This window comes from Halorientalis marina, from assembly GCF_023028345.1.
Taxonomy (GTDB): Archaea; Halobacteriota; Halobacteria; order Halobacteriales; family Haloarculaceae; genus Halorientalis; species Halorientalis marina.
Genome location: NZ_CP095487.1, coordinates 1,659,333 through 1,685,319, shown reverse-complemented (window position 1 = coordinate 1,685,319; position 25,987 = coordinate 1,659,333). Strand labels below are relative to the sequence as shown.

The following is a 25,987-nucleotide window of genomic DNA, read 5'->3' as shown; positions in this document are numbered from 1 at the left end:
CAGTATATAGAAACCATTCACCTAATGATATTATGAAGTATCCAACCCCAGCCGTGGCTACGAGCGTCGAGAGTTTCGGAGTTGTAACCCGGATATAGGCTGCCTACTGACTGGCAGTCCGGAATATAGCCATCGTAACAATAGCTGAGGATGACCACGGTTGACCCACGGAGAGACTGCCCACTCACAAATTCCATGTTTCGACGTTCATTCATGCAGGGGCTCGCTGGAATGGCAGGAGCGAGTCGGTCACAGCAACCCGGCAGTGGCCCGACGGACACGGACCGCCACCGACTACCCGCCCGATCAAAACCATGCAGTTGGGTAGTTGACCGGTTAGATGACCGATTTGGTTTAGACGATATGTTTCACTGGCGGTTCCAACAAGACCGGTACCTGTTACCCGAGGACGGCGAGCAGGCGACGATGATGGCGCGTGTCCTAAACCAGTTGATCGACGCACCGTATCGCTATCAAGAGTACGACTGTAACGGATTTTCGCTACAACTACTCTCCCTACTGCTGCGGTCGGGTGTTGATGCTGGTATTATCAGCAATGGCGATCATATGTGGGTTGTCATGGTGGCGGCTGACGGGAGAGTCGTTGAGTGGGAACCCATAACGAACCAAGAAGTTGCAGAGTCAGATCGTGCATCGTATACCACAAACGATGGACTCGTCCTGTATTGATTCAGCAGGCCCAAAACTGGTTACACCGCCCACGAACATCGTGATTTCGTTCGCCTGAAGCTCGCCAGGCGATTCCAACAGGGAATCTACCCGTCGGATTGTTTCTAACGCCCTCGGTGGTCAAGGAGTCCCCGTGACGGTATTTCCAAGACGGTAGTCTCGTACCAACAGGTTGAATGGGCCGCTGTGCCGGACCTACGCCATGGACCCGACGCGCCGATTCTGGCAAACTGTTCTCGCCGGCACACTGCTGGCCGGCGGGGCGGTGCTTTTTCAGCGTCCGCTCTTGCTGGTGGGCGCGGCGCTGATCGGCGCGTTTGTGCTTGCCGCGCAGTTCGACGTCGTCTGGTCGTTCCAGCAAACCAAAACAGATCTCAACATTGGCCAGACGGTCGCCCCGCGTCGCGTGCCCGTCGAGGAGTCAGCACAGGTGACGCTCACCGCCGAACGAGACCGGACATCTCCGGCCACGCCCGCACTTACTGCCCGGTTGTCGCCACCAGCCGGTATCAGGATCCCCGAGACCGAACAGACGGCAGTCGATCTCGCGCCCGGCAGGACCGAGGCAACGACCACAGTCGCGGTCGAATCACCGGTCGCGGGCCGACATACGTTCGAGTCACCGACAGTCACGCTCACCGACGCCCATGGCCGGTTCAGCGAAACCGTCACGTCCGGGCCGACGGTGACGCTGGCGACGGCACCGCGTGCACCCCGGAACGTTCACGTCGGCCGGGGTGGCGAGCAGCTCGCGACGGGGTTTGGCGAACACGAGAGTGGTCAACTCGGCTCCGGACTCGAACCGGCGGAACTCCGGACCTACGAACCAGGTGATGCGGCGAGTCGCATTGACTGGAAGGCAACGGCACGGCTTGATGAGCCGTACGTACGAGAGTTCGAGACCGAGACCGACCGCACTGTCGCACTCGTGGTCGACCACCGCGCGCCAATGAGTAGCGGGCCCGCAGGCGAGACGAAACTCGCCTACGCTCGGGAGGTTGCCCTCGCAGTCCTCGCCCGTGCCAGCGAGGCGAACGATCCGGCTGGGCTCTACACCGTTGGTGATGCAGGCGTCACGACGGCCGCGCAACCCGGTGCTACCGCCGACCATTACGAGCGCCTCCGGGACCACCTAGCTGCTGTTGATGCCACGGACGGCCGGACCAGACAGTCCGTGATGACCCGGTCACCGCGGGATGCCGCGCGGAGTGCAAGTCGTCTTGCCGATGCTGACACTCAGTTCGCCCGTACGGTCGCACCGTTTTTCCAGACGACCGAACAGTATGTCGAACGTATCCGTGAGGACCCGCTGTTCGGGACCGTTCAGTCGCGTATTCGTCCCGAGGGCGGGGCCGTCTGGACGATGCTATTCACGGACGACACGAACCGGGCGGAAGTCCTTGAGGCAGCAACGCTGGCCCAACAAGACGGGAATTACGTCATGGTGTTTCTGACCCCTTCGGTCTTGTTCGGGTCGGACGGGTTGGCCGATCTCGATACGGCCTACGACCAATATCGTGACTTCGAGTCGTTCCGCCAGCGTCTCGATCGCCTCTCGCGTGTCAGCGCCTTCGAGGTCGGGCCTGGCGACCGTATTGCAGCGATCCTTGACGACCGCGCCGAACGGAGGGAGCGCGCATGAGTGACGACCCAATGAGTGCGGACCAGCGTCCTGCCGAGACAGGAACTGTGGGTAGGCACGATGCGAGTCAGGAGTCAACGGAAACGACCGAACGCCTCGCTGCGGTCCCGTGGCTCCAGACTGAAACAGTCGCCCGGCTCCAGGCGCTCTCACCTTCCGCGTTCGGCGTCGCGGCTGTGTGTCCGCTTGTACTGTTCGTGGTTTCTGGCCTCGGTGGGGGCGTCATCGGCATGGTCGGCGTGAGTCTCTGGCTGTTCGCGCCAGTCAACGCGTTCGTGGTCGCACAGCTGGGCGTCCTCTTGTTACTGCCCGGATGGCCGGGCCTGCTTACCGGCGTCGGCGTTGAGGCCGGCCTCGCGATGCTGTTGTTCGCGGAAGTCGTTCACGAACACGGCTACCGTTGGACGCTGGGCGTGTTCGTCGTGCTGGCACTCCTGATGGGGGGCGGAACGCTGGCCGCACTCCGCTCAGACGCGACGCTGTGGCAGGTCGCACTCGGACTCGCCGTGACGACGGCACTCGCCAGCTACGGGCTGCATCGCTACGAACTACTGCAACTGGGGTTGCTTGCGGAAACAGATACATGAGCACGGAAAAACACGACGAAACGGACGGTACCGAGAGATCACCAGCAGAAGTCGGCGACGACACGACGGAGAAGGAGCGACTCCGGGCACGGATCGCTCTGCTCGAAACCGAGACCGAGCGATTGCGGACGGAGTACGCCCGTGCCCGGCAGACGCAGTATCGCCGGTCGGCACTCGCCTTGGTCGGCCTCGGCGTGCTGGCACTCGCTGGTGCTGGACTGTTCCCAGCCGTCAGGACGGTACTCATCGCTATCGGAAGCATCGGCCTGTTCGGCGCCGTGTTGCTCTACTATCTGACGCCCGAGCGATTCGTCGCCGCGTCCGTTGGCACGCAGCTCTACAATGCGTTTGCTGACAGTTTCGAGGCTATTACCGCTGATCTTGGCCTGTCCGACGAACGTATTTACGTCCCGCTTGATGATGAGGCCGGGCCGGTACGTTTGTTCGTCCCTCAATCGGCGGCCTACGAAGTGCCCGAATCGGCCGCACTGGAGGCGCCGTTCGTTGTCACCGAGGATAGTCGGGCTCGCGGCCTTGCGGTCCATCCGGCTGGACAGGGCCTCTTCGAGGAGTTCGAGCAGGCGCTGTCGGGACCCATTGCCGACGACCCGGACCAGTTGGGCGACCAGTTGATCGATGCGCTGATCGAACAGTTCGAACTCGTCGACGCTGCCGAGGTGGATACATCGACCGATCAGCTGACAGTTGCGCTCGATTCGGCCGTGTACGGCGACTGTACCCGGTTCGATCATCCCGTGGTCTCGTTTCTCGCCGTGGGTGTCGCACGCGCCCGACATCAGCCCGTCTCGGTCGATGTAGCTGCCGGTGATGACCGGTTCGAATATCTCATCACGGTGCGCTGGGATATCCGAACCGACGATTGACATTCTTGCCGCGCTGAATCGCGAGGTTTTCGCCTTGAAGTGTCGGTAAGCGCTACGATATTTCGGCCGGCACCGATTCCCAGACGAGATCGTCGACGGTCTCAAGGACGCGCTCACCTGTTTCGGCGTCGACGGCGTCAGCGAAGACAGCGGCTTCGTACCAGCTGGTCAACTCACGCAACTGGTCCCGTTGCTCGTCCGGTAGGTCGTCGCCGAGGTCGTGATAGAATTCCCAGTGTGTCGCAGCCGTGTTGGTCTGGTCGTCGAATTCGTTGCGAACGGCCGCGTACGCGAGTTCGACCGCGGTTCGGACGTCGCCTGTGTCGAGTGCGGCACGCGCCTGTCCGCGTAACTGTAAGCTCTGGGTGTCGCCATCGGCGTCAGCGGCATCCTCAGCCAAGACAGGTTCATCAGTCGTTTTGGGAACCGACTCGCCCGTCGACATGTCTCGCCGCCGAATCCAGAGTCCAGCGGCACCGACTGCGAGTGAGCCGAGTAGTGCAGCAGCGACGAGTACGATTGGCAGGGAACCGTTACCGGTCAGCGCGAGGGTCGTCGTTTCAGTGGCTGGCGCCAGGTTTGATCCCTCAGTTTCGAGTCGAGCTGTAATGTCAACGGGTGATGCTGATTGGATATTTTCGGGAAGCTTGACGGTCGTCGTGTACACGCCCTGGGCGTTCGTCTGTGCCGTGCCGACGTGTGTACCATTAACGACAATCGCAATCTGTTGATTTGGAATCGGACGCCCAGCTGCCGTAGTTAACGTTCCGGTCGCAGTCACAGCCGAGTCTCGGCTCACTGAGAGCGATAACGCCGTTGGCTGTTCCGCGACGGTGACGGTGGTCTCGGCCGTTGCCACGCTGATCGCCCGCCCCTGGACAGCGACGCGGGAAGTAACCTGCTGACTGCCATCCGAGACCCTTGCTGGGACCCGCTCGGTGAGCGAAAACTGCCCGCTCCCGATGGTGGTAACGGTCCCGAGTCGTTGCGAGCCCAGCCGGATTTCTAGCGGCAGGTTTGGAACAGATACGTTCGCAGCGGTTACCCGCCCCCTGATGGTAACCTGATCCCGATACTGGAGGCGTTCCTGATCGGTACTGACGGTCACGGTCGGATCGGTCGGCTGCACGTCCACGGGAATCGACGTTTGTGAACCGAGATATGGCGCTGTCAGTCGGGGGCGATACGTGACACGCAGGGAGCCGCGTGCGGTCTGGACGAGGGTGGGGCGATACGGGATGGTGAATGTCCCCTCAGTTGTCGTCGTGGCGCGGAGTTGTTGTCTGCCGACAACGAGTCTGATCGTCCGGTTCGAGACAGCACTCCCGTTTCGTGTAACGAGTCGGCCACGAAGTGCTAGCGGCGACGCGAACGAAACCGGCTCTGTCGGTTCCTGTATGGTCAGCCGCGTCGCTGAGAAGGACATGTTCCGGACGCGCCGCTGTCGGTCCGTAACGTTCGACACCGCGCGCTCGACAGAGCGGTTCGCTTGCGTCAGGTTCGTGCCGGTAACGGCAGCGACGCGTCCATAACTCCGCGTCACGTTGCGGCTGACAGTACTGACGTTCTGTGCAAGTCGGTTTAGCTGGCGAGCGATACGGCGGGCGCGCTGTCCGTTGCCGTTTTCGCGCGCTTGGACGTAGCGCTGATACGTCCGGTTGTACCGCCGTGTCGCGTTCACGAACCGTTGCTGTTGCTCGCTCGCATTGCGTAGTGCCTCTGTCGGTGAGGTGTCGCTCTGTCCACCCGATCCATCCGTCCCCGATGTTCCGTCTTGCCCAGTGGAGCCATCCGTCTCGCCTGCGACATCGACGTATTGGCCCAGCAGTGACTGGAGATCGTCGTTCACCGCCTTGTCGGCCTGTTCGTACTGGCCTTGACTCACCTGAAGACTGCTCTGTTCGAAGCGTTGTGCGATCTGGTCGCCGAGCCATACTCGCACGCCGCTCACGTTCCCGTCCTCATTAACCGTCGACGGATCGACGTGGCGGACGGTGCTGTTGTTGCGCTCCTGGTCAACCTGTACGCTCTCGAAATCGTTCCACGCGTCGGCGGGCATTGACGGCCCTGTGCCGGCAGCTGTTCCGGCAATGCACCCACCAACCAGTGCGAGCATTGCAACGAAGAGGGTGATACGCACCGTCGCGGTGAAACGGGTCGTCACTGGTTGTCGTCCATGCCGTCCGTGTCTGTCGTCTCGCCTGCCTCAGCGGCCTCGCCGGTCTCAACTGCTGTGTCGTTACCAGCGTTGTCGTCGGTCGCTCCGCCATCGCTGATTGCTGCCGACGAGTCAGTCTCGGAGTCAACATCGGCGACCGCCTCAGCACTGGGCGGCACGACCGAGTCTAGGATGTCCTCAAGGACGTCCTCGGCGTCAATGTCGCTCAGCGACGCGTCCGTCGAAAGGACGAGCCGGTGGATAAGCAGTGGCTTGGTAAGCGCTTTGATGTCGTCAGGAATCACGTAATCCCGGCCGTGAATCGCCGCGCGTGCCTTGCTCGCATTCAACAGCATGATCACGGCACGGTGTGACGCTCCGTGTTCGATTTCGCTGCGTCCTCGTGTTTCCGCTGCGATATTAAGCAAATAGTCTCGCACTTCATCGGCGACGTACTGGTCGGTGACCGTCTCACGAGCTGCGAGCAAATCCTCGGGGTCAACGACACTCTCGACGTCGTCCGGTCCCAATTCCGGTGTGGTGTTAAATTGATCGATGAGTTCCGTTTCATCGTCGCGGTCGAGCAGGTCGATATCGATCTTGAACTGGAAACGATCCCGCTGTGCCTCGGGCAGTTCGAAGGTTCCCTCCATCTCGATGGGGTTCTGTGTTGCAACGACGATGAACGGCGTCGGGAGGTCGTGCGTTTCGCCCTCGATGGTGACCGTCTCTTCTTGCATTGCCTCCAGTAGCGCTGACTGGGTTTTCGGCGTCGCACGGTTGATCTCGTCGGCGACGACGACATTCGCGAAGACGGGCCCTTTCTGGACCTCGAACTCCCCGGTCTGCTCGCGATAGACGGTCGTACCGGTAATGTCGGCCGGAAGCGTATCGGGCGTCATCTGGATACGGCTATACGCCAGGCCCGTCGCCTGGGCGAACAGACGTGCAATCGTCGTTTTTGCGACACCCGGGACGCCTTCCATCAGTACGTGTCCCCGAGTCAACAGTGCGATCGTCAACTGTTCGATCGCGTCGTCGTTGCCGATCAGAACGTCCCCAACCTCATCCTGAATCGTCTCGTGGACCGACGCCGGCTCGCTCATTGGATAGCGGGTATGAGCGACGGGATTAAAACAGCTTTCCTCGCCGCTTCGGGCCGATTTTTTATTTTTGCCTGTCTCGCAGAGCCGAGTCGGCGATGCGCCGGATCCGGTCGTCGTCCCAGTCCGGGTGTTCGCGTCTGAGATGCGCGACGATGTCGTCGGCATCAACCTCGATTTCGGTTCGTGCCGCCCGCTCTGACGTTTGAATCGAATCGACGCCGTCCGGCAGTCGCGCGAATGCGTTCCGGCGCCAGCCAACGATGAGCAGGAGTCCACTCAGCCCCAGCGAGACCTGAAGCAATGGCGATTGGCGAACCGTCAGCAATGCGGCCACCAGTGGTGGAACCGTCCCTCCATGTGAGTAATCGAGGAGTAGGCGCTGATGAGTCGTCAGCAGGGTCCGAGCGAACTGCCTGTTGCCCGGGCGCTCCAGCATCGCGTTGATAAAGACGCTGGGGTCGGACACCGTTACGACGGTTCCGTTGCCGAGTGACTCGGCCGTCACTACCGGATACCGGGCTAACGTCTCATTACCCGTTATCGATGCGCTGCCGTCGCGGTCCAAATAGCCAAATTCCGAGGTCCTGACGAGTACTGTCCCGTTTCCGGGGCGAACTGCCGTTCCGTAGTTCAGCGTGAGCGACTCGACGCCGCGGGTGAAGGTGTGATTGGTGACGTTCTGTGCGACGGGCATCGCTGGCGACCGGTAATTGTGCTGTTCGTCACGGAGTGTCGCATTGTCGATTCGGGCCGAGACTCCGAGCGCGGCGAGCAGGCGGCTATCGGCCCCCGTTGATACTGGGTCGTCTGCGACGACGAGCGTTCCGCCGCGCTGAGCGAACGTGCGGAGTCGAGTCACGTCTCGGTCAGAGTAGGGTGTCGTCGGAGCCAGTATGAACGCGATAGTCCCGTTGGCACCCATCGACTGGTAGGTGGTCGTGTTGCGGGCGATGCGGACGTCGGTATCCTGCTGGTCGGCGACCGTCCGAAGCGTCGCGGACCCGTCCCAGCGGGCGTTGTACGCGCCGAAGGCCGTCCCCGACGTACTCGCCGCAAAGACGAGTGTCAGAGCAAGCATGATTGCGAGCGCGTAGACCAGTACGCGTCCGTGGTTATCGACGAGCGAATCCGAGGTCATCACAGAACACCCGGCGGGAGGATAGCGAGAATACGTCTGATTACGATCGCCCCGAAGACGACGAGACCGATGGCGATGAGCCATTTGAGACGGCGGCGCCATGCTGGCGTGATATTGAACGGCGCCGTGAGTTCGACGATGACGAGGAATCCGATCAGTGAGACGACGAAAAAGAGTTCCAGCGTGAGCGAGCTGAGCAGGCTCAGCACCAGGACGGCAGCGAGCATCCAGGCGAGCTGGGCATGGATGAACCGCTGGCGCCGTCTCGTGACCATAGACGATGAGACTCGACGGCCGTCCCTTAACCTTTCGAGATTGTGGACGACCACTGGATCGCGGTTATCGGCGCTGGCGACGGGCGAGACTGACAGCACCGACGAGGGCGGCTATGCTGGCCAGCCCTGCCCCGAAGCCGGGGCCAGTCGTGGTTGTGGTCGACGACGCGACACTCGTCGGGGACCGTGGCGTGATGGCGTTGCTCTCGGTTGTCGTGGTTCCAGCCGAGGTTGTCGTCATCTCCTGTCCCGAGGCGGTCGGCGTCGCAGTGTCTGGTGTCTGTGCCGAATCACTCGCTGCCGTCGTGTCCGGCGAGGTTTGCTGCTGGCCCGTGGCAGTGGTGTTCGTTCCGGATACGGTGGTTGGTATTTCGGTCGGCGTTTCCGTGCTCGGCGCGACTGCACCGCCGCCATCACTGCTCCCACTACCGCCACTGCCATCACTTCCACTATTCCCACCGCTGCTTCCATCACTTGTGGTGGTCGATTCCTCGCTGATCGTCAGCGACTGTGGTTGACTGAGACCAAGTCGAACTTTGTTGCCTTCGACCTCTTCGGTTCCACGAACAGTTGCGTAGACGGAATACGTTCCCGCGTCTAACGAACTGAGATCGGCCGTCGCTTGATACGAGTCACCGTCGCCGGTGGCGTCGACGCGCAGTGTCTGGGCGTCATTCAGGATGACGAACTCGACCCCGCTCATCGATTCCGACTGAAGCTGGGTAAGTGTTGCCGAGAGTTCGATCGTTTCGTCGGTCGTGGCCTCGCTCGGTGCTGTCATGGAGACATCGTATGCCCGGATTACTAATGGATGGACGGCTTGTGTCTCACCCGAATGCTGGACCACAAACATGTATGAACCGGTCGATATACTCGACAGGTCAAACGAGACAGAACCCGACCCGGCCTCAGAAAGCGTCTTTTGTTCCACTATCTGGCGATCCGAATTGTAGAGGAGCACTTTGACAAGTCGGTCAGAGGGCGCTTCGACATTAACGGTAGCTGTATCGCCTGAATCGGCTTGTTTGACAGCCGAGACATGGTATGAATCCCCCTCAAAGGTAATCTCTCTATCCGGTGTATCGATACTTCCATCGACCGAAATATCATATTCCTCCGACTGTCCAGCGACCGGCTGTCCTGCGGCCAAAAAAACGAGCACGGCGACACTCACGACCGCCGACACACGGACCCAGCTTTTCATACGGTAAAGCCACAGCAGGCGTTCGTAAAACAGTTTACATACAGAACGAGGAGGGATGGTGGCCTCGAAGTCGGTTCCTAATAACGGTTGGAACCTATCAGCCTCAACTAGTAATTCGATGCTGTCAGTCAGAAGAACTAAGAAGGAAGCATTTAATGATACAGACAACTGATGAAAAAGGAGTCGTACCTGAATAGAATCCTCGTTGTACTGGTGGCCTGTTTCGCAGTCGTCGGCATGGCCGCAACACCCGGACTGGCGACCCCAACCAGTGGGAGCGGTGGTCCTGGGCCGAGTGGGATTGATACGTTTGATCCGTCGACAGACACGGACAGTGTCCACGTTTGGAAACGAGTGGCGTACCCACTTCGGAGTGATAACACTGACGCCGCAACCCAGATAGAACCCCCCCAGGTAAGTGGTGAAGTTGAAGGACTGGGCGAAAAATCGCTCGTCTTCACACGGGGAAGTCAGCGAAACCCGCTCGGGGTATTCAACCCCGGAGACACGATCAATTTCGACTTCGACGCGGACAGGGCCAACGCACCGAGCGATCTGAATGGCCAGAACAATATCGAAGTGGTCCGTGCGCGGATAACCGGGTCCGGGAGCGACTCCGGACTCCCGGATACGTTCCAAGAAGCTGGTAACCTCCTGACCGAGTCAGAGGGGAACGCGAATGCCGAATTCAAGATGATTCTTGACGGCAGCGCTGGCAACACGGACTACTCGCTCACCGACGTGTCAGGTGACGGTGATGCTGACGAACTCGAATTCAGTGACAGTCCCAGCCAAGCCGGGCACTACGTGTATTTCACCGTAATCAGAGAAGACGGTACTGATGGGATCGAGGTCGATAGTAACGGAGATTTCCAGGCAAACGGTGAAATTACCGTTCTGGGAATGACCGGGCTAACCGTCCAAACTGGCTCACCGAGCGTGAGCGCGCCATCGAGTGTCGTTCAGGGCAACGACGCGTCGTTCTCCGTAAGCGACACGACTCTCGGTAGCTCAACCGACGTCACACACGTCGTCGCGCTCTATGAGGAGAGCACATTCACCAGTGCGACCTTCCGCTTCCTGATTGAGGACGGCTCACTCGGTGAGAACTTCGACTTCCAGAACGACGCCGAATTACACCACAGCGTCCAAGAGATCAGGGGCGTTGCAGACGTTCCCGATGGAATAACCATCGCCGGTGTGGACATTTCCGATGGGTCCATCGACAAGGGTATCAGTCCTGCCAGCATGATCGACTTCTTGGCATCGGACCTCTCGACGACGAGTCCGACAGTAATCAATGACGAAGGCTCGCAAACGCTGTACGCGTCAGTCGAGGCGGTAACAGCTGACAACCCCAGTTCAATTAACGTCCCGACAGGCGGTAGCTTCGGTGAATTCCCGACGGGGACGTACCGGTATGTCTACATTGCGAAAGACGAGAACGATGATACGCGGATGGCCACACGAACTGGAACGATCTCCGTTAGCTCCACCGGCGGCGGTGGCGGCGGTGGCGGTGGTGGTGGCGGCGGCGGCGGTGGTGGCGGCGGTGGCGGCGGTGGCGGCGGTGGCGGCGGTGGCGGCGGCGTCGCCGGCCCGGCCGAATTCGATTTCCAACTCTCCGCGAATCCTCAGCAGGCTACCGTCGGTGAACAGGTGCAGTTCACGGCTCAAGTTACGAACCTCGCCGAGGTGGACGACTTGTTCGTCGCCAGGTGGCAAGTGAACGGGCAACTCATCAAACGCGAGTCAGTGACTGTCCCTGCCGAGAGCGCCGTGTCAATCCGGTTCAATCGGACGTTCACAGAACCGGGCACCTACAATGTGACTCTCTCTGACGAGCTCAGTACGACTGTTGTCGTTACGGAGCAGGGAGAACAGACGACAACGCAACCGCCAACGACAGTCCAACCTACGACACAGCCAGGAACTACAGAAGATATGACGACACAACCTACTGGCCCTGTTACTACAACGACGGAGCCACCTGAAGGCGGCGAAACACCGACAGACACCGGTGAAACGACAGACACTACGACCACGACAAGTGGGCCTGGTTTCGGAGTCCTCGTAGCCGTTGTGGCTCTGTTAACGGTCGGTCTCGTCAGACGGCGCAAACAGTAGTCACGCGTCCACGGGACCAAGATTCCCGACTTCAGTGGATACAGCTCTGCTAAAATACGAACTTTTTTCGCCGCCTTGACACCATCTGCTTAAGCGAATTTGAGAAGCAAGAAGTGCTTATACAACTCGAAGACCGCCGCAGTGAGACGTTAGACGAGGACAGCCAAGACTTTTAGAAGAACGAGCGCACTCCAATATCCGTCCGGCGGTTTGAGGTGTGCCTCACACCGGGGCTATCGATCAGGGAGGCGATCGCTATCTTAGACCTGCTAGGTGTTGTCGCTCCCGCGACACTGTCTGGAACTAGATGAATACACTCACTGAAGTCCAGAGCGACCCGCCGACGGTCTCCCCGTCGCGGGTCGCAGTTTACGAGAACCAATTGAATCATTTGAGTCCAAGTTGCCGAACAGACAATGGACTGGGTGTTTTTTATGCATTGGCCAGTATAGATGATACTGAAGCAGGTAAAAACCCGGAGCGAAAGGGAACAAAAACGCCCGACATTGGTCGTATCGTTCCGAGTCGGGCAGGCCTCTAGAGGCAGGAGATGGGGATCAACTCCCACCGATCTCCTACCTCGTAGTTCCAGGTTGGGTTGGCCTCTCACGGCAATGACCAGGGTTCAAATCCCTGTCGGAGCATTACAGCGAGCGTCACATTGTGACGCGAGCGAGACGCGCACAGAAGGGATTCGAATCACGCAAACGCGAGTCGTAGCGAGCGTTTGCATTCGGGTTCAAATCCCTGTCGGAGCACTCCGTTCGTTTCGCAACCTGGTGGTTTTCGATGGTACGCGTTGGACTCCGCAACCAAATCCAGGGGGCAATGTGATTTCCACGAATTGGGAATACCGTTGCAGTACTGCGGATTCGATTGTTGTACTCTGTTGAATCCGGAGGAAGCGACAGGATTGATCCAATCATAACCGGCTGTCTCGAACTGTCCGAGAGAGATCATCACGCGACGGTCACAGCACTTGACCATCTCGCTTGATGGTTCAGTGTGAACATGAGGTTCGTAACCCTCAAAGCGTTCGCCGTGTCTCAATCCCAACGCCATCCGCGGATGTAACAGAGCATTGGAGTGAGATTACGATGGTCACCGCTGGTCGGGAATACAGTAATGTGGGCGTTCCACATTCAGAAACTACTATACTGAAAGCCAGAAGTTCGTGAAGAGGTAGGTCGATGGTAGAACTGTTTCAACAGCGCTAAGCCGGGAACTCGCTGGCGGAATATCCGATTACTTTTGGCATCCAGTATAGTAGACACGACTCTGCTGGGAACCGCCAGAAAGTGACCGATCCGCTCAACCTAGCTTCTCGATCTCTGATCGGATCTCGGCGGTCTGCTGCATACAGGGCGCATATATAGCAGAAACTCACCCCGCAAACGTAGATTTGGAGCCAATGCGATACCTGCTAAAGCAGGCTAATTCCCGGAACACGTCGAAAAAAATGACCGGCCGGACTGGGACACAGATCATCCGTTTCCTTGACGAGTAACTGTGGGTTTTCCCCGGTAGTAAACATGAGTTCCGATGTTGCCTCAAGTTGGCCAGTTCGCTGACGGATCTCCATACCGAGAGCCACGGCTGACTACTGCTCGTCGATGATCTCATCGATACTGCTGTCGGGTTCCCCATAGAGTATAGTGCCCGCGCTAAGGGTGACGGACGGAGCCGATCGTAAGATTCGAGGCACCGAATATCTTGGATGGACTGTGGATAATCGAGTTGGAATTTACCAGAAATTATATTATTTTGACACGTATGTTTCATGCGGCGTGGTGCTCCCCTCTGAGTTAACGCCATCCAATAACTACCCCAATTTATTTGTAATTTGTCTCAGAACCTAAGATGTCTACTGTGAGCGGATTTCAACTCCACTTTCCGCTTTTACTTATCGTGGTTGCAACTGTGGTCGGGATTCTCACAGTCTCTTACGGAATGTACTACATCAGGCGGTATGGGCGAACTCAGCAGGTGACTACATTCACTGTTCTGGCCACAACCATCACTATCTGGACCGTTTTCGCCATGTTACAGTTGACCGCTACATCGTATTCCCTCTCCTTCCAGGCGTACAAACTCCTCCACTTCGGCTCGTTTACAACCTCACCCGCAGTGTTCTTCTACGCACTGTCGATGGGGGATGCACGGCGGTGGGTGAACTGGAAAACTGTATCGGTCGCCGTTCTATTACTGCTTCCAGCGTTTGGCTGGTTGTTCACCGATCCTGTGCCAATTCTCATTCGTGACCCCCAACTCGTTTCATTTGGCGCTTTTTCGGTCATCGAACACGGCAATAGCCCCATTTACACTGCGTATCTCTCGTCTTTCTACATCTTAGCAACAATTGGACTCGCATACATCGTGTATCAATGGCACTTCAACGAGAGTATCAGTTCGATGCAGGCGGCGATCCTAGTTCCTGCCATCTTCGCCCCGATGTTGCTGTCCGTCGCACAGACGTTTCACCTTCTGCCCATCAGGACGCCGGGCACGATACTCACGCCCACGTCGTTCTCTCTTGGGATGACCGGAATCGGATACGCAGCATTTCGGTACGAAATCTTTGACACGAAGTCGTTGGCGCGATCCCAGACGATTGCGAAAATGAATGAGGGGTACCTGCTCGCAAACACAGACGGGGAAATTATCGATGCGAATCGCAGCGCCGGTTCGATGCTCGAACCCCGAACCCCACTTGTGGGAACGCAGGTCACAGAGGTCTTTCCTACCGTTGACGACTATATCAAGTTCGATGGGGGGGGAAGATGAATTATTTGATAAATCTATCGAAGCGGAGGCCGGTTCACGGACGTATGAGTTCACGGTGTCCAATTTCGTGAATAACGGTCAACCGCTGGGATCATTGTTGGTAATTCGAGATATCACTGTCCGGAAACAGCAGGAGCGTGCACTCAAAGCCCGAGAAGAGAAGTATCGTACCTTGTTCGAAGGCACGCGGGACGCACTGATGGTATTCGACAGAGACGGATACCGCGACTGCAACGAGGAGACGCTGGAACTATTCGGCATCGATTCGGTCGAAGACTTTCTGGAATACACACCCTGGGAACTGTCTCCGCCAACGCAACCCGATGGCCGGGATTCGAAGGAAACAGCCCAAGAGCGGATCGAGACTGCGTTCTCGGAAGGAGAGGCCTTCTTCGAGTGGACACACCAGCGAATCGACGGCACAGAATTCCCCGCGGAGGTAAAACTCAGCAGGTTCGAGTACGAGGGTGAACCGGCCATCCACGCGCTGATCCGTGATATCACTGATCGGAAACAACGCGAGCGCGAACTGCAGGAACGCGAAGCGAAATACCGGAATCTGTTTGAGGATACCCGCGATGCCCTCATGCTGCTGGATCGGGATGGATTCTTCGATTGCAACCAACGGACGCTCGATCTCTTTGGTGTTGACTCCGTCGAAGCGTTCACTAACTACCAGCCCTGGGAGCTCTCGCCATCGATTCAACCAGACGGGGCTGACTCGAAAGAAGCGGCAGACGACCATGTCGAAACGGCATTCGAAGAGGGGGAAGCGTTCTTCGAGTGGACGCACCAGCGAGCTGACGGCTCGGAATTCCCCGCGGAAGTAAAACTGAGCCGATTCGAGCATGACGGAGAGCCAGCATTACATGCCCTGGTACGGGACATCACAGAGCGTAAAGAGTACGAACGGCGGTTAGAAACCCAACGTGACAACCTCAATATCCTCAATCAGGTTCTCCGCCACGACATCCGCAACGACATCCAGCTAATAACTGCCTACGGCGAATTGATTGAAGACCAGTGTGACGATGATGAACTACAAGAACACGTTGAGACAGTCCTTGAAAACGCCGATCACGCGGTCGAACTCACCAAGTCGGCACGGGAGATGGCCGACGTGATGCTCTCGACAGATAAAGAGCTACAGCAGGTAAGCCTCCCTGCCGTGCTGGAAAGCGAAATCGAGGATGTACGAGATTCGTTTCCTGAAGCCGTTATTACCAAGGAGGAAGCGCTTCCAATCGTGTCGGTCCGGGCTAACGACATGCTGGGGTCCGTCTTTCGAAACCTGCTGAAAAACGCCATCCAGCACAACGACAAGGAGCTTCCGAAAGTTACTATTTCGGCGACAGACCACGACGAAACCATTGTCGTCCGGGTTGCGGACAACGGTCCTGGAGTCCCAGACGTTCAGAAAGAGACCATCTTTGGCAAGGGCGAGAAGGGACTCGACAGTCAAGGGACTGGCATTGGATTGTATCTCGTGAAAACACTCGTCGAGAGCTACAGTGGCAAGATCTGGGTCGAAGACAGAGAAGGGGAGAACTTTGCTGCCGACCGGTCGGAAGCCACCGACAGGACGGAGCGGGAAGGCAGAGACACTGGAGCGGACTCAGGAGGTGAACGGGAGGGAGCAGTCTTTGTCGTAGAGTTGCCGAAAGTAGAGGATGGGTGAAGCACGAAAGCAGCGTTCAATTCTGCCCAATCACCTGAAACAGCCGTGAGTGCAACTGTGTATCACCCGGCGAGGTTGGACTCGGAATCCTCGTTGGCGGAACTCAGCGACGACAGGAAACTTCCAGCAAGTCTAATTACCCGATTACGAGTGAGGTAAGGTCAATCGTATCCGAGCTACCCAATCCACTGGCTTCAATTTGGACTGCCCAGTTCATCCTCTGAGGGCACCGTAAGAAGGGGGGTGAGATGGGAAATCCCCCTCCCCCTAATATTCGCCGGTAGAGCGTTTGGTTCTCATATTTCGGCCCGGAAAGAGAATTTTTACTGCGTCCTCAACCCCTGTATCAGTCACGTTATTTCTGACAGACGCCGGTACGTATCTACCGCGCCGTCAGAGATGAACTACTAGCAGTCCCCAGGTTTGGTGACCGCACAGCTGGAGAGGGACCTCTCGGGAAACGGCGTTCATTAGCGTCGTCTTCCCGACTACGTAGCAAAGTCGGCCACCGTTATTTAGAGAGCGGATTTACCTGATACAGCCTGTTCTCGGAACGGAATTGGCAGTCCGTTGTATCAATAGCCACCAGAGGCAAACAGCCGGTCTACGAGCGGCCAGTTGTCCGGCAACGACCACCAGTGGTTGCCCGTGATCGCATACCGGACCTGCCCCGCCAATCGGTCGATGGTCTGCTGGCGAATCAGTTCCCAGCAGACAGCGAGGCCAGCGTTCCCGTGTGGCGTCTCGACGACGCCGTCGTCGCCACCACCCACGTAGAAGCAGTTCTCCCACATCGTGGGGATGTCCTTGTCGTGGGTCTGGATGGTGCCATCGGGAGTGGCAAGGCAGTACGTGTTGTAGACATCACCATCCCGGGTCAGGAGCATCGACCCACCGACCGTCGCGTCATACTCGGTTGCGAGGCCGATCAACACACGCTACCTCTCAATCGAGAGGTGTCCTATCGACGAAGTCGATGATACGCTCGGCTACTTCCTCCCCCTTGTTCTCCTGCAGGAAGTGCCCGGCATCGGTCACTGTTTCTGATTCCGCATTCGGAATGAGTTCCCGGAGTTGTGTCTGCCCGGGGGCCGTAATCACATCGCCGTCACTGAACAGGACAAGGGCTGGCTTCTGCCACTCCTGGATCGCCTCGGCAGCTGCCCCAATGGGTTCAGCGGCGGGGCCAGGCTCCGCGGGGAGCGGGACCATGAGCGGCCACTTCTGTGCGCCGGCCTTGTAGGCCACGTCCGGGAACGGTGCTTCGTACGCGGCGAGTTCGGCGTCGTCGAACTCCGTGACGTACCCGCGGTCGCTCCCGATCGCCAGCCCCTGTTCCATGGTTCGACCGATGGGGACGTCCGGATTCTCCGCGACGAACGACCGCCACTTCTGAAACGGTTCGGGCATCGGTATCGTCCCGGCCGGAAGAGCCGTGTTCATCGGGATGAGGCGAGAGAACCGGTCCTGGTGATTCATCGCTGTGGCGAGGCCGACCGGCCCTCCCCAATCCTGACAGACGAGGGTGATATTGTCGAGATCGAGGGTTTCGATTAAGGAGCTGAGCGCGTCGTGGTGCATCTCGAACGTGTAGTCGTCCATCCGCGTCAGTTTGTCGGACCGACCGAAGCCGATGAAATCCGGTGCGATCACACGCCCACGGTCTGCGAGGACAGGGATCATCTTCCGGTAGAGGAACGACCACGTGGGAACACCGTGTAAGCACAGGAACGTCTCCTCACCGCTTCCGGTGTCAACGTAGCTCATGAGCGCTTCCGTGATTTCGTCGTGGGCGCTCGTTTCGACGGCCTCGCTGACATCGACGTACTGTGGTGTATACGGGAAGTCTGGGACGTCTTTGAATCGATACGAGGGTGTCCTGAGTAGTGACGGCGATGGCATGGATGAGTGGTATTATCTTGCAATACTTGTAGGCGTTTGCCCGGAAAACAGGTCGTGTTTAATTAAGCGTGAAAAGTGAGGCGTGATGATTTCCGAGTGATCCATGCCCGAAATCACACGCCTCAGCGGTGGTAGCGACTGGAGCGATTTGGATTTTGTGGAGCGTGAACGGACACCCCAGCATGCGATGTGGCTCGGTATTCAGATGCACGTGGCCGGTCTTTCACTTTCGAATACAATCTCTGTTCTTGATAATTTGGGTGTCCAACGCAGTGGAAAAGCGGTTCATGACTGGGTACAGAAAGCCGACTTACAGCCCGACAGTGGTACCAGCACGAATCACGTCGCGCTCGACGAAACCGTGATTCGGATCAACGATCAGCAGTACTGGCTGTACGCCGCCGTCGATCCTAACACAAACTGTTTCCTCCACATTCGTCTCTTTTCAACGTTTACGACCGCGTTGACGGAAATATTCCTCCGTGAACTCTGCGAGAAACACGCCGTCGACGACGCCGTGTTTCTCGTCGATGGCGCCGACTGGCTCAAAACAGTACTACAACGCCACGGCCTCGATTTCAGATACGAACGCCATGGAAATCGGAACAGTGTCGAATGTGTCCTTCGAGAAGTGAAACGTCGTACCTCTTCGTTCTCAAACTGTTTCAGTCACGTCGAACCAGACACCGCCGAAACGTGGTTACAGACCTTCGCGGTCTGGTGGAACTCGCTAAACTAAACACGATGCGACTGCCGCGCCGAACATTCAAATACGAGAGCGGGACCACGCCGCTTCGATGCCAGCTGACGAGCCGGATCAATCAGCAAAATACCTGGATGGCTGGTCCATCACCGACCCCGAATGGAGTCAGAGACTGGGACGAGTCTTTATTCACTCGACGCGAGATCAATGAGGTATGTCATCGTTTAGGGGGCAGTCGGCCCGCGAACTCGCAGGCGCGGTTCGAGATGGGACGCTGTCCTCGCTGGAACTCGTCGAGACGGCACTGGAGCGAATCGAAGCGAACGCGGCGTTGAACGCATTCATCACGGTCATAGAAGAGACGGCCCGTGAGCGCGCTCGTGCGGCCGACCGGGCGGCCAGCCGTGATGAGAGTCTCGGTCCACTGCACGGCGTCCCGGTTGCGATCAAGGATCTCCGGAGTCGGAAAGCCGGCGTTCGAAATACGATGGGGCTGGCGCCGCTCGCGGAGAACATCGCCGACGAGGATTCCATCGTGGTCGAACGGGTGGAAGCTGCTGGCGGAGTCATCATCGGGACCACCAATACACCAGCGCTCGGCCATACCATCAAGACGGAGAACCGCATCGCTGGCGCAACGCCGACACCGTTCGACCACGACCGGTCCGCAGGGGGCTCCTCCGGTGGATCGGCGGTTGCACTCGCGGTCGGTGCGGTGCAACTGGCGACCGGGTCGGACATCGGAGGGTCGCTCCGGGTCCCGGCTTCCTGTTGCAACACCCTCGGCCTGAAACCGACGTTCGGGCTCGTCCCCGAGCGCGTCCCGAGTGACGGATTCAGTACCCATTCGCCGGCGTTCGTCAGCGGACCGATGGCCCGGACGACCGAGGACCTGGCGGTGTTTCTCGACGTCCTTGCAGGCCATGACAGCCGCGACCCGTTCAGCGTGCCACGGCCGGAGTCGGACTACGTGGCAGCGACCGACCGGCCGACAGACGACCTCGCGGTGGCATACAGCCCGAATCTGGATCTGCAACCAGTCGCACCGTCGGTGCGTGAGACGGTCGATACCGCCGTCGATGAGCTCGCAGCTGCCGGAGCGACAGTCGATCCCGTGGACGTGTCACTCCCACCGTCCGAGGAACTGTCGATGGCGTACGTCGAGCAAGTTGGGGTCTTTTTCACCTCGTTCGCCACGCAACTCGCGGATCAATACGAGATCGATTTCGAGCGGGCGGACATCGAGGAGACGGTTCGCTCGACGGTCGCGCTCGGAACGGGGATCCATGCCACTGCCGAGCGCCTGCAGAACGTCCCCCGGACTGCTGCATACGACGGTATCGAGGACGCACTCACGGGCTATGATGCCCTCGTGACACCGACGCTTACTGTGCCACCGTACAGCAAACACCTGGCTGATGGGTACCCGACAGAGATCGACGGTCAGTCGGTGAAGGGCGTTCCGACCGACGTGATGCTGACGTGGGTATTCAATCTCACTGGACATCCCGCAGTGTCAGTGCCTGCCGGGTTCACTGACGACGGCCTTCCCGTCGGACTTCAAATCGTTGGGAGACGGTTTGCTGAAACTGACATACTGAGTGTCGCCGCTGCGCTCGAACGAGCACGACCCTGGGTAGACCAGTATCCCGAGCCCTGAGCGGCACAACCTGTCTCGGCTCCACGGACGGCCGTTTCAGTAGACGGCCAACAGACCGCCCGAGCGGTTACGGTTCGCTCAGTGCGGATCTGCCCCGAACTCGTTCAGGCTTCGAAGACAGCCAACCATGGGGTTTTCAGCCCATCGAGATACTGTTCGGCCATAGCGCGACCCAATCTGAGCACTCTGTACTGAGCACCAGCATCCGCCGAATGAGCGGAGTGAGTGAGGCGGTTCACCGTCAGAACAAACGCTGACGAGCGCACACTCGTTCCCTGACAGTGGGCAATGGTGATGTGCAGTGTGTGGCATCCCCCAGTCCCCTGGTTCGGTGCCACCCCTATTCAGCGACGAGTGACCAGTTCGCGCCGCACCGATCACATTCCAGCGACTCGCCTAGATTACTCTTCGGGTGGTCCCCCGACTGTGCCCCACCGCATTTGGGACAGTAAATCTCTACCATCCAACAACCAGTTTATTCATATCAACGTATAATATTTTCCCTCTTATATTTCACCAGTACGTGGTTCTAGTAAACACACGATCGGAAGAGAACCTGCGATACCCGTCCAAGTTGCTTACGAACAATAGAAGCAAAGCAGAAGTCCCAGACCGAGAGATTCTCCGGACAGCAGTACAAGTCTGCCAACTGTTCTATGACACCGTGATTGACGGAGTTTGTCCAACGGCCGTCGTGAACTACCCCTGCCTACTCACTCACCCCCACCGCGGTTCGGTCCTTGAGGCAGGAGCTTCCTGTTTCAACGGCGCGCTTTGCAGGAACAACCGCAGGTCCCGCAGGGAGCGCAGTCTCCACAGGCGTTCCTCCGGAGTGACCCACTCCTAGTTTCGAGAGTCCGCGAGAACGAATATTCCACGCCGCGTTCGCGTCCCTGTCCGCCTCGAAGCCGCAGGCAGGACACGAGTGCTCACGCACCCACAGCGATTCGTCCGTTTCCACGCCACAGGACCCACACTCTTTGGTTGTGCCCTCCGGTTCGACTTCCACGAAGTGCGTCCCTTTCCGTTTGCACTTGTATTCGAGCATACTCGTGAAGGTCTCCCACGCCGCTGACGCTGCGTTGCGGCTGTACGGAGCGATTCGAGCATCTCTTTCACGTCGAGATCTTCGACGGCCACGAGATCGTACTCCAGGGCGTAGTATGCCGAGAATTTGTGCACCCAACTTCGCAGTTTTGTATAAATTAAACTTTTATCGACATGAAGTAAGAGATATTGAAATCCGAAGTTTGCAGACCGTATAGAGTGTCAATACTCACAGATGTGTATATATCTCTCTGGATCCGTTGACGGGTTTACTGCTCGGCCGCCGCGTTCACTGTCTACCAGCTAGAATGATGATGTCCTCCAGAGAGGAGTTGATGAAAACCGACACACAAACTGTTTTATCGACGTTGACGTTATTTTAACTAATGTCTGTCACATCTCAGCGAGAAATTCGGGTTCTCCACGTTGACGATGAGCCATCTCTCACGGACCTGCCCGCGACGTTTCTCGAACGGGAGGACGACAGGTTCACTGTTGAGACGGCGACCAGCGCCGACGAGGGGTTGGAAACGATCGATGACGCCCGCCCGATTGTGTCGTCTCGGATTACAACGTGCCCGGCATGGACGGCCTGGAATTCCTGCAGGCTGTCCGGGAGGACAACCCCGAACACCCGTTTATTCTCTACACCGGCAAAGTCAGCGAGGCCGTGACCAGCGAAGCCATCGCCGCAAACGTGACCGACTACCTCCAGGAGGACTCGGGTTCTGAACAGTACGAACTGCTGGCTAACCGAATTCGGAACGCCGTCCGGGCACGACGCGAGTCCAGGCGGGCCGACAGACAGGGACAACTGATGCGTCTCACGGAGTTTGTCGGCGACACCGGCGGTTTCGAAGTCAACACGGAAACCGGAGAAATGGTCCTGACTGACGGAACCCGCCGGATTTTGGACGTCCCCGAGGACGCAACCTTTCGTGCAGAAGACACGCTCGCGATGGTTGACCCTGAAGACCGTAACAACATCCGCCAGACAATGGACCAGGCGATGAGACGGGCGAGCAGACGAACGGCGTATGGCCTATCAAATACCGGTGTCGACCGTCGAGGGACGACGATGCGCCCGGCGGTACGCTGGAGGATGACCGGACTGCTCGTCTGCGAAGCGTGTGGTCCGACCGGGACTGCCGTCGCTACCGCCCCTCGAACTCCGGATCGCGGTCCTCCCCGAAGGCGCGGACGGCCTCCTCGTGGTCGCGAGTCTGTGAGCAAATTCGCTGGGCGCGGGTCGCGTCCGAGAGCGCGCGGTCGAGGTCAACTTCGAAGCTCTCGTTGACGAGGTGTTTGCTCTGTCCCAGCGCGATGGGCGGGCGGTCGGCCACCTCCTCGGCGAACTCGGTGGCCGCGTCGAGGAGTTCCGCGGCGGGGACCTGTTCGCGGGCGAGGTCCCACTCGACGATCTCCTCGCCGGCGAGTTTCTTCCCGGTGAAGATGAGTTCCTTCGCGCGGGCCTCACCGATCAACCGTGGGAGGAGGTACGCGCCGCCGTCGCCCGGGACGAACCCCACGTCGATGAACGTCTCACCGACGACGGCCTCGTCGCTGACGACGCGGAAGTCACAGGCCAGCGCCGTGTCACAACCGGCGCCGAGGGCGTAGCCGTTTACTGCGGCGACGACGGGCGTGTCGACGGTCCGGAGCGTCCGGACGACTTCCTGGAACATGCCCAGTCCCGTCTCGTACTCGGCGAAGTCCATGTCCGGCGTCAACGGCATGTCGTTCAGGTCGACGCCGGCACAGAAGGCCTCGCCGGCGCCGGTGAGGACGATTGCCCGCACGTCGTCGTGATCGTCGAGGCGCTCGAGAGCCGTGACCGCACCGCGCAACAGCGGTTCCGTGTAGGCGTTCATCGCGTCGGGCCGGTCGTAGGTGACCCGAGCGACGTGTTCACTGGACTGCTCGACCCGTAGTGGGGCGTCGATATCGAACATCGCTCCCAGTGACGACGCGCTGGCCCTTCAGTCATCGGCCCCGAGGACGACGATAGCCGGCCACGGACAGGCGAAGCTAGCGACGGCAGCGGACGGTCTCTCCGCCTCCTCGCGACGGACCGACAGCATCCCAGCGGCGTACCGGCAGCAACAACAGGGCCTGATAGCGGACCTGGAACGGGCGTATGGCGAGCGACGAGCCGACGAGCGGGCGACCGTCGAAGAGTCGAGACGACGGATGAGATCCGTTCGTGATTTCGTTCCCGGTTCCGTTTCGGGGACGGAGAGCCGATCGCGCTCGGCGGTCAGGCCAGAGCGACACGGAGTCGGCAGCTTTCCCACCGCCGAATTAGAGGTTCGCCCGTGGCGTCGAGAAATATATGAAATCTTTAAATTGTCTCGATATTCTATATTAAGTATAATTCCGAAGCAGACGGCTAGTACCGATAATGGGCAGGAAGCAATGGCGATATACGAGAGCACTGGCAGTTCCCGCAACCAGTGAGACACATCGGATCCGTGGTGGCACGTTGTTGAATCCTGAGAAAATATTATAAATATTGAACTGTATTTATATATTAGTTTATATAGTAAGCTAAATATCGATTTATTTCGAGAAATAGCGTAACGATCCTCGCTAACCGCCTATTCGAATCGCCGTTTCGTCGACCACGATCTCTCTCGAGAGACTGGTGCCGGTCGAAAGGCAGTCGGCCGTCAGAACCCCGAGTGAGTCCTCTAGTGACTTAACTCGGTGCATCTCATACCATATTCCAATACATGATTTAAATATGATAGTAATGCCACTGACCGCCGTCGACGCGAGTGTGTTCGAGAAGTGGGTCGGTCGCAGACCTCCTTCGTGGGGCCATCCACTGCCGTCACGGACCGAGCGATCTGCCCGATTGTTTTTCGGAGCGATGCGGTTCCGGCGCTACCCCGGCGTTACCAGAACAGCTGCCGGACTCACAGGACATCCGCCCAAGCGCAGGGGCCGAACGATCCCGACTGATTAGGGGCCCAACGGTGACGGCAGCTGGGAATAACAAGACTAGGAGTGTGAGCTGGTTTGAGAGCAGCGGAGAGACGAGCGTGAACGGGGAGCGAGGATATCGAGACTGGAAGCGAGAGAAAGGCTGGGAATAACAAGCCTAAGAATGTTTGAGTTCGAGTTCGAGCGCGTTTGCGGCACCTTTCACGGCTTCTGGAATGCTCTCGTAGAATCGGTCGCCGTGGAGGCGCTGTTCGGGGCCCATGACGGAGACGGCAGCGAGGGCCTCGCCCTGAAGGGTCACCGGAGAGGCTACCGATCGGAGGGATTCGACCGCCTCGCCGTCGTTCAGCGCGTACCCGCGGTCCCGGATCTCTTCGAGTTCCTCCTCGAGCGTCTCGCGGTCCGTGATCGTGTTCTCCGTGGCGGCCGGTAGTCCGTGCCGCGACAGGATCTCGTCCACGCGGTCGTCGGATAGCCCCGAGAGGATCGCTTTGCCCGCTGCGTGGAAGTGCAGGTGGGTCCGCAGACCGACCCGGTCCGCCGTCCGGACTGCGGAGTCGCCGGTTGCCATCGTCAGATTGATCGCTTTCCCGTGTTCCTCGACGACGATCCACGCGACCTCTCCCGTCTTCTGGGCCAGAGTATCGAGCGTCGAACTCTTGATATCCGAGACAGGGAGCCGTTGAGCCGCGTGATAGCCGTGGTCAAGGAACTTGAGTCCGAGATGGTACTTGCCACCGGCCTCGATGAGGTAGTCCATCCCGACGAGCGTCTTGACGTGGTTGTGGACCGTGCTCCGGGCCAGTCCCATGTGGTCGGCGATCTCCGAGACCGACGCGCCCCCCAGATGCTGTACCGACTCGATGACGCCGAACACGGTCTCCGCCGTCTTGACGCCCCGCCCCGGACGTTTTTTCTTTGACATATGTTAACGCTGATTCCGTCGATAAATAAGCCTTGTTCTCTCGCGTACCGATAGTCCGCCGGATGCGACTACTGTTCACTAATCGTGAACACCAGTTGATATACCAATAACTACGGAACGGAGCACTCGCGATTGGCGCTGAGAAGCAGAAGATGGGTGGCCCCGAAGTGGCCGAAACAGCTATCATCGCCGCTTCGGTCGAGGGGCACCCACGCCAGCTCGATTCAGGAGGATCGACCAGTCCGGCCGTTATATCGACAACTGCGGTAAATTACGGACGGTATCGTCCGCTCCGTCGAGGGCGGTGGCACGGAATACACTCCCTACCGTGGTCACGATGCGACCCGGATCGTCTCCCCGTTGGTCGGTGATGCGAGCGATATCGAGGCACGGTCAGAGCATATGAAGCGACTCGCTCTCGCCGGCCCCCGGAGCCCAGATTCGGGTCCCTAGTCCACGACAAGCCCCCTCACACACACCTGGTGTGACGGTGACTATTTTCCACACAGCAGAACGTCTTTGTGCGTCTAA

At 58.6% G+C, this 25,987-nt stretch carries 17 protein-coding genes and 3 pseudogenes; 10 read left to right on the top strand and 10 right to left on the bottom strand.

Going from position 1 to position 25,987, the window contains the following annotated elements; all coding sequences use genetic code 11:
* Window positions 1–892 precede the first annotated feature (892 nt).
* Genes MUG96_RS08490 through MUG96_RS08480 form a run of 3 tightly spaced genes read left to right on the top strand, consistent with a single transcriptional unit; the run spans window position 893 to window position 3,803 of the window.
* On the top strand, window positions 893–2,332 hold the full coding sequence (locus MUG96_RS08490; RefSeq protein WP_246988335.1) for a DUF58 domain-containing protein: 1,440 nt from the start codon (window positions 893–895) through the stop codon (window positions 2,330–2,332).
* Window positions 2,329–2,919 (top strand): DUF8163 family membrane protein, encoded by a 591-nt coding sequence (locus MUG96_RS08485; protein WP_246988333.1) that lies wholly within the window; start codon window positions 2,329–2,331, stop codon window positions 2,917–2,919. Before MUG96_RS08490 ends, MUG96_RS08485 begins: the two co-directional genes overlap by 4 nt.
* Window positions 2,916–3,803 carry a DUF7982 domain-containing protein gene (locus MUG96_RS08480; RefSeq protein ID WP_246988331.1) on the top strand — a complete coding sequence of 296 codons (888 nt, stop codon included), beginning with the start codon at window positions 2,916–2,918 and terminating at the stop codon, window positions 3,801–3,803. The genes MUG96_RS08485 and MUG96_RS08480 overlap by 4 nt, the downstream gene beginning before the upstream one ends.
* Before the next feature lie 52 nt (window positions 3,804–3,855).
* Here the strand turns inward: MUG96_RS08480 and MUG96_RS08475 are convergent, their stop codons facing one another.
* The 5 genes from MUG96_RS08475 to MUG96_RS08455 form a co-directional block, all read right to left on the bottom strand.
* On the bottom strand, window positions 3,856–5,862 hold the full coding sequence (locus MUG96_RS08475; RefSeq protein ID WP_246988329.1) for a hypothetical protein: 2,007 nt from the start codon (window positions 5,860–5,862) through the stop codon (window positions 3,856–3,858).
* Between the two features lie 101 nt (window positions 5,863–5,963).
* Window positions 5,964–7,067 carry an AAA family ATPase gene (locus MUG96_RS08470; protein WP_246988652.1) on the bottom strand — a complete coding sequence of 368 codons (1,104 nt, stop codon included), beginning with the start codon at window positions 7,065–7,067 and terminating at the stop codon, window positions 5,964–5,966.
* A gap of 61 nt (window positions 7,068–7,128) precedes the next feature.
* Entirely contained in the window at window positions 7,129–8,205 is a 1,077-nt protein-coding gene (locus tag MUG96_RS08465) for a DUF4350 domain-containing protein (protein WP_246988326.1), read from the bottom strand.
* Window positions 8,205–8,480, bottom strand: a complete 276-nt coding sequence (locus MUG96_RS08460) for a DUF8044 family membrane protein (protein WP_246988324.1) — start codon at window positions 8,478–8,480, stop codon at window positions 8,205–8,207. The genes MUG96_RS08465 and MUG96_RS08460 overlap by 1 nt, the downstream gene beginning before the upstream one ends.
* Window positions 8,481–8,544: 64 nt before the next feature.
* The gene (locus MUG96_RS08455; RefSeq protein WP_246988321.1) at window positions 8,545–9,684 is read right to left on the bottom strand and encodes a hypothetical protein; all 1,140 of its coding nucleotides are present in this window, start codon (window positions 9,682–9,684) and stop codon (window positions 8,545–8,547) included.
* A gap of 171 nt (window positions 9,685–9,855) precedes the next feature.
* Between MUG96_RS08455 and MUG96_RS08450 the strand changes: the two genes are divergently transcribed.
* The 4 genes and pseudogenes from MUG96_RS08450 (at window position 9,856) to MUG96_RS08435 (ending at window position 16,273) form a co-directional block, all read left to right on the top strand.
* Window positions 9,856–11,811, top strand: a complete 1,956-nt coding sequence (locus tag MUG96_RS08450; RefSeq protein ID WP_246988319.1) for a PGF-CTERM sorting domain-containing protein — start codon at window positions 9,856–9,858, stop codon at window positions 11,809–11,811.
* Between the two features lie 119 nt (window positions 11,812–11,930).
* A pseudogene (locus tag MUG96_RS08445) lies at window positions 11,931–12,196 on the top strand (IS6 family transposase); the annotation flags it as partial.
* Between the two features lie 1,475 nt (window positions 12,197–13,671).
* On the top strand, window positions 13,672–14,595 hold the full coding sequence (locus tag MUG96_RS08440; protein WP_246988317.1) for a histidine kinase N-terminal 7TM domain-containing protein: 924 nt from the start codon (window positions 13,672–13,674) through the stop codon (window positions 14,593–14,595).
* Entirely contained in the window at window positions 14,579–16,273 is a 1,695-nt protein-coding gene (locus MUG96_RS08435; RefSeq protein ID WP_246988315.1) for a PAS domain-containing protein, read from the top strand. The genes MUG96_RS08440 and MUG96_RS08435 overlap by 17 nt, the downstream gene beginning before the upstream one ends.
* 575 nt (window positions 16,274–16,848) lie before the next feature.
* On the opposite strand, the gene MUG96_RS08430 is transcribed toward MUG96_RS08435, so the two are convergent.
* Together MUG96_RS08430 and MUG96_RS08425 are read right to left on the bottom strand one after the other, a co-directional pair.
* Complete coding sequence (locus tag MUG96_RS08430; RefSeq protein WP_256465439.1) at window positions 16,849–17,208, bottom strand: nitrilase-related carbon-nitrogen hydrolase; 360 nt, start codon at window positions 17,206–17,208, stop codon at window positions 16,849–16,851.
* A gap of 10 nt (window positions 17,209–17,218) precedes the next feature.
* Window positions 17,219–18,175 carry a haloalkane dehalogenase gene (locus MUG96_RS08425; RefSeq protein ID WP_246988311.1) on the bottom strand — a complete coding sequence of 319 codons (957 nt, stop codon included), beginning with the start codon at window positions 18,173–18,175 and terminating at the stop codon, window positions 17,219–17,221.
* Between the two features lie 103 nt (window positions 18,176–18,278).
* On the opposite strand from MUG96_RS08425, the gene MUG96_RS08420 reads away from it, so the two are divergent.
* Window positions 18,279–18,914: an IS6 family transposase gene (locus MUG96_RS08420; RefSeq protein ID WP_246988309.1), complete on the top strand. Its 636-nt coding sequence runs from the start codon at window positions 18,279–18,281 to the stop codon at window positions 18,912–18,914.
* A 178-nt stretch (window positions 18,915–19,092) separates the two neighbouring features.
* The gene (locus tag MUG96_RS08415) at window positions 19,093–20,538 is read left to right on the top strand and encodes an amidase (RefSeq protein WP_246988307.1); all 1,446 of its coding nucleotides are present in this window, start codon (window positions 19,093–19,095) and stop codon (window positions 20,536–20,538) included.
* Window positions 20,539–21,247: 709 nt separating this feature from the next.
* Here the strand turns inward: MUG96_RS08415 and MUG96_RS08410 are convergent.
* Window positions 21,248–21,735, bottom strand: a pseudogene (locus MUG96_RS08410) (RNA-guided endonuclease InsQ/TnpB family protein); the annotation flags it as partial.
* 433 nt (window positions 21,736–22,168) lie between these two features.
* On the opposite strand from MUG96_RS08410, the pseudogene MUG96_RS08405 reads away from it, so the two are divergent.
* A pseudogene (locus MUG96_RS08405) lies at window positions 22,169–22,243 on the top strand (hypothetical protein); the annotation flags it as partial.
* Window positions 22,244–22,739: 496 nt separating this feature from the next.
* Here MUG96_RS08405 and MUG96_RS08400 read toward each other — a convergent pair.
* Together MUG96_RS08400 and MUG96_RS08395 are read right to left on the bottom strand one after the other, a co-directional pair.
* A complete protein-coding gene (locus MUG96_RS08400; protein ID WP_246988306.1) occupies window positions 22,740–23,537 on the bottom strand; it encodes an enoyl-CoA hydratase/isomerase family protein in 798 nt (265 codons plus the stop codon).
* Window positions 23,538–24,688: 1,151 nt separating this feature from the next.
* Window positions 24,689–25,456: an IclR family transcriptional regulator gene (locus tag MUG96_RS08395; RefSeq protein WP_246988305.1), complete on the bottom strand. Its 768-nt coding sequence runs from the start codon at window positions 25,454–25,456 to the stop codon at window positions 24,689–24,691.
* Window positions 25,457–25,987 lie beyond the last annotated feature (531 nt).

Excerpts from the sequence above, each read along its gene's own strand:
- MUG96_RS08490 (WP_246988335.1), top strand. The coding sequence starts at position 893 with ATGGACCCGACGCGCCGATTCTGGCAAACTGTTCTCGCCGGCACACTG.
- MUG96_RS08485 (WP_246988333.1), top strand. The coding sequence starts at position 2,329 with ATGAGTGACGACCCAATGAGTGCGGACCAGCGTCCTGCCGAGACAGGA.
- MUG96_RS08480 (WP_246988331.1), top strand. The coding sequence starts at position 2,916 with ATGAGCACGGAAAAACACGACGAAACGGACGGTACCGAGAGATCACCA.
- MUG96_RS08475 (WP_246988329.1), bottom strand. The coding sequence starts at position 5,862 with ATGCCCGCCGACGCGTGGAACGATTTCGAGAGCGTACAGGTTGACCAG.
- MUG96_RS08470 (WP_246988652.1), bottom strand. The coding sequence starts at position 7,067 with ATGAGCGAGCCGGCGTCGGTCCACGAGACGATTCAGGATGAGGTTGGG.
- MUG96_RS08465 (WP_246988326.1), bottom strand. The coding sequence starts at position 8,205 with ATGACCTCGGATTCGCTCGTCGATAACCACGGACGCGTACTGGTCTAC.
- MUG96_RS08460 (WP_246988324.1), bottom strand. The coding sequence starts at position 8,480 with ATGGTCACGAGACGGCGCCAGCGGTTCATCCATGCCCAGCTCGCCTGG.
- MUG96_RS08455 (WP_246988321.1), bottom strand. The coding sequence starts at position 9,684 with ATGAAAAGCTGGGTCCGTGTGTCGGCGGTCGTGAGTGTCGCCGTGCTC.
- MUG96_RS08450 (WP_246988319.1), top strand. The coding sequence starts at position 9,856 with ATGAAAAAGGAGTCGTACCTGAATAGAATCCTCGTTGTACTGGTGGCC.
- MUG96_RS08440 (WP_246988317.1), top strand. The coding sequence starts at position 13,672 with ATGTCTACTGTGAGCGGATTTCAACTCCACTTTCCGCTTTTACTTATC.
- MUG96_RS08435 (WP_246988315.1), top strand. The coding sequence starts at position 14,579 with ATGGGGGGGGAAGATGAATTATTTGATAAATCTATCGAAGCGGAGGCC.
- MUG96_RS08425 (WP_246988311.1), bottom strand. The coding sequence starts at position 18,175 with ATGCCATCGCCGTCACTACTCAGGACACCCTCGTATCGATTCAAAGAC.
- MUG96_RS08420 (WP_246988309.1), top strand. The coding sequence starts at position 18,279 with ATGCCCGAAATCACACGCCTCAGCGGTGGTAGCGACTGGAGCGATTTG.
- MUG96_RS08415 (WP_246988307.1), top strand. The coding sequence starts at position 19,093 with ATGTCATCGTTTAGGGGGCAGTCGGCCCGCGAACTCGCAGGCGCGGTT.
- MUG96_RS08400 (WP_246988306.1), bottom strand. The coding sequence starts at position 23,537 with ATGTTCGATATCGACGCCCCACTACGGGTCGAGCAGTCCAGTGAACAC.
- MUG96_RS08395 (WP_246988305.1), bottom strand. The coding sequence starts at position 25,456 with ATGTCAAAGAAAAAACGTCCGGGGCGGGGCGTCAAGACGGCGGAGACC.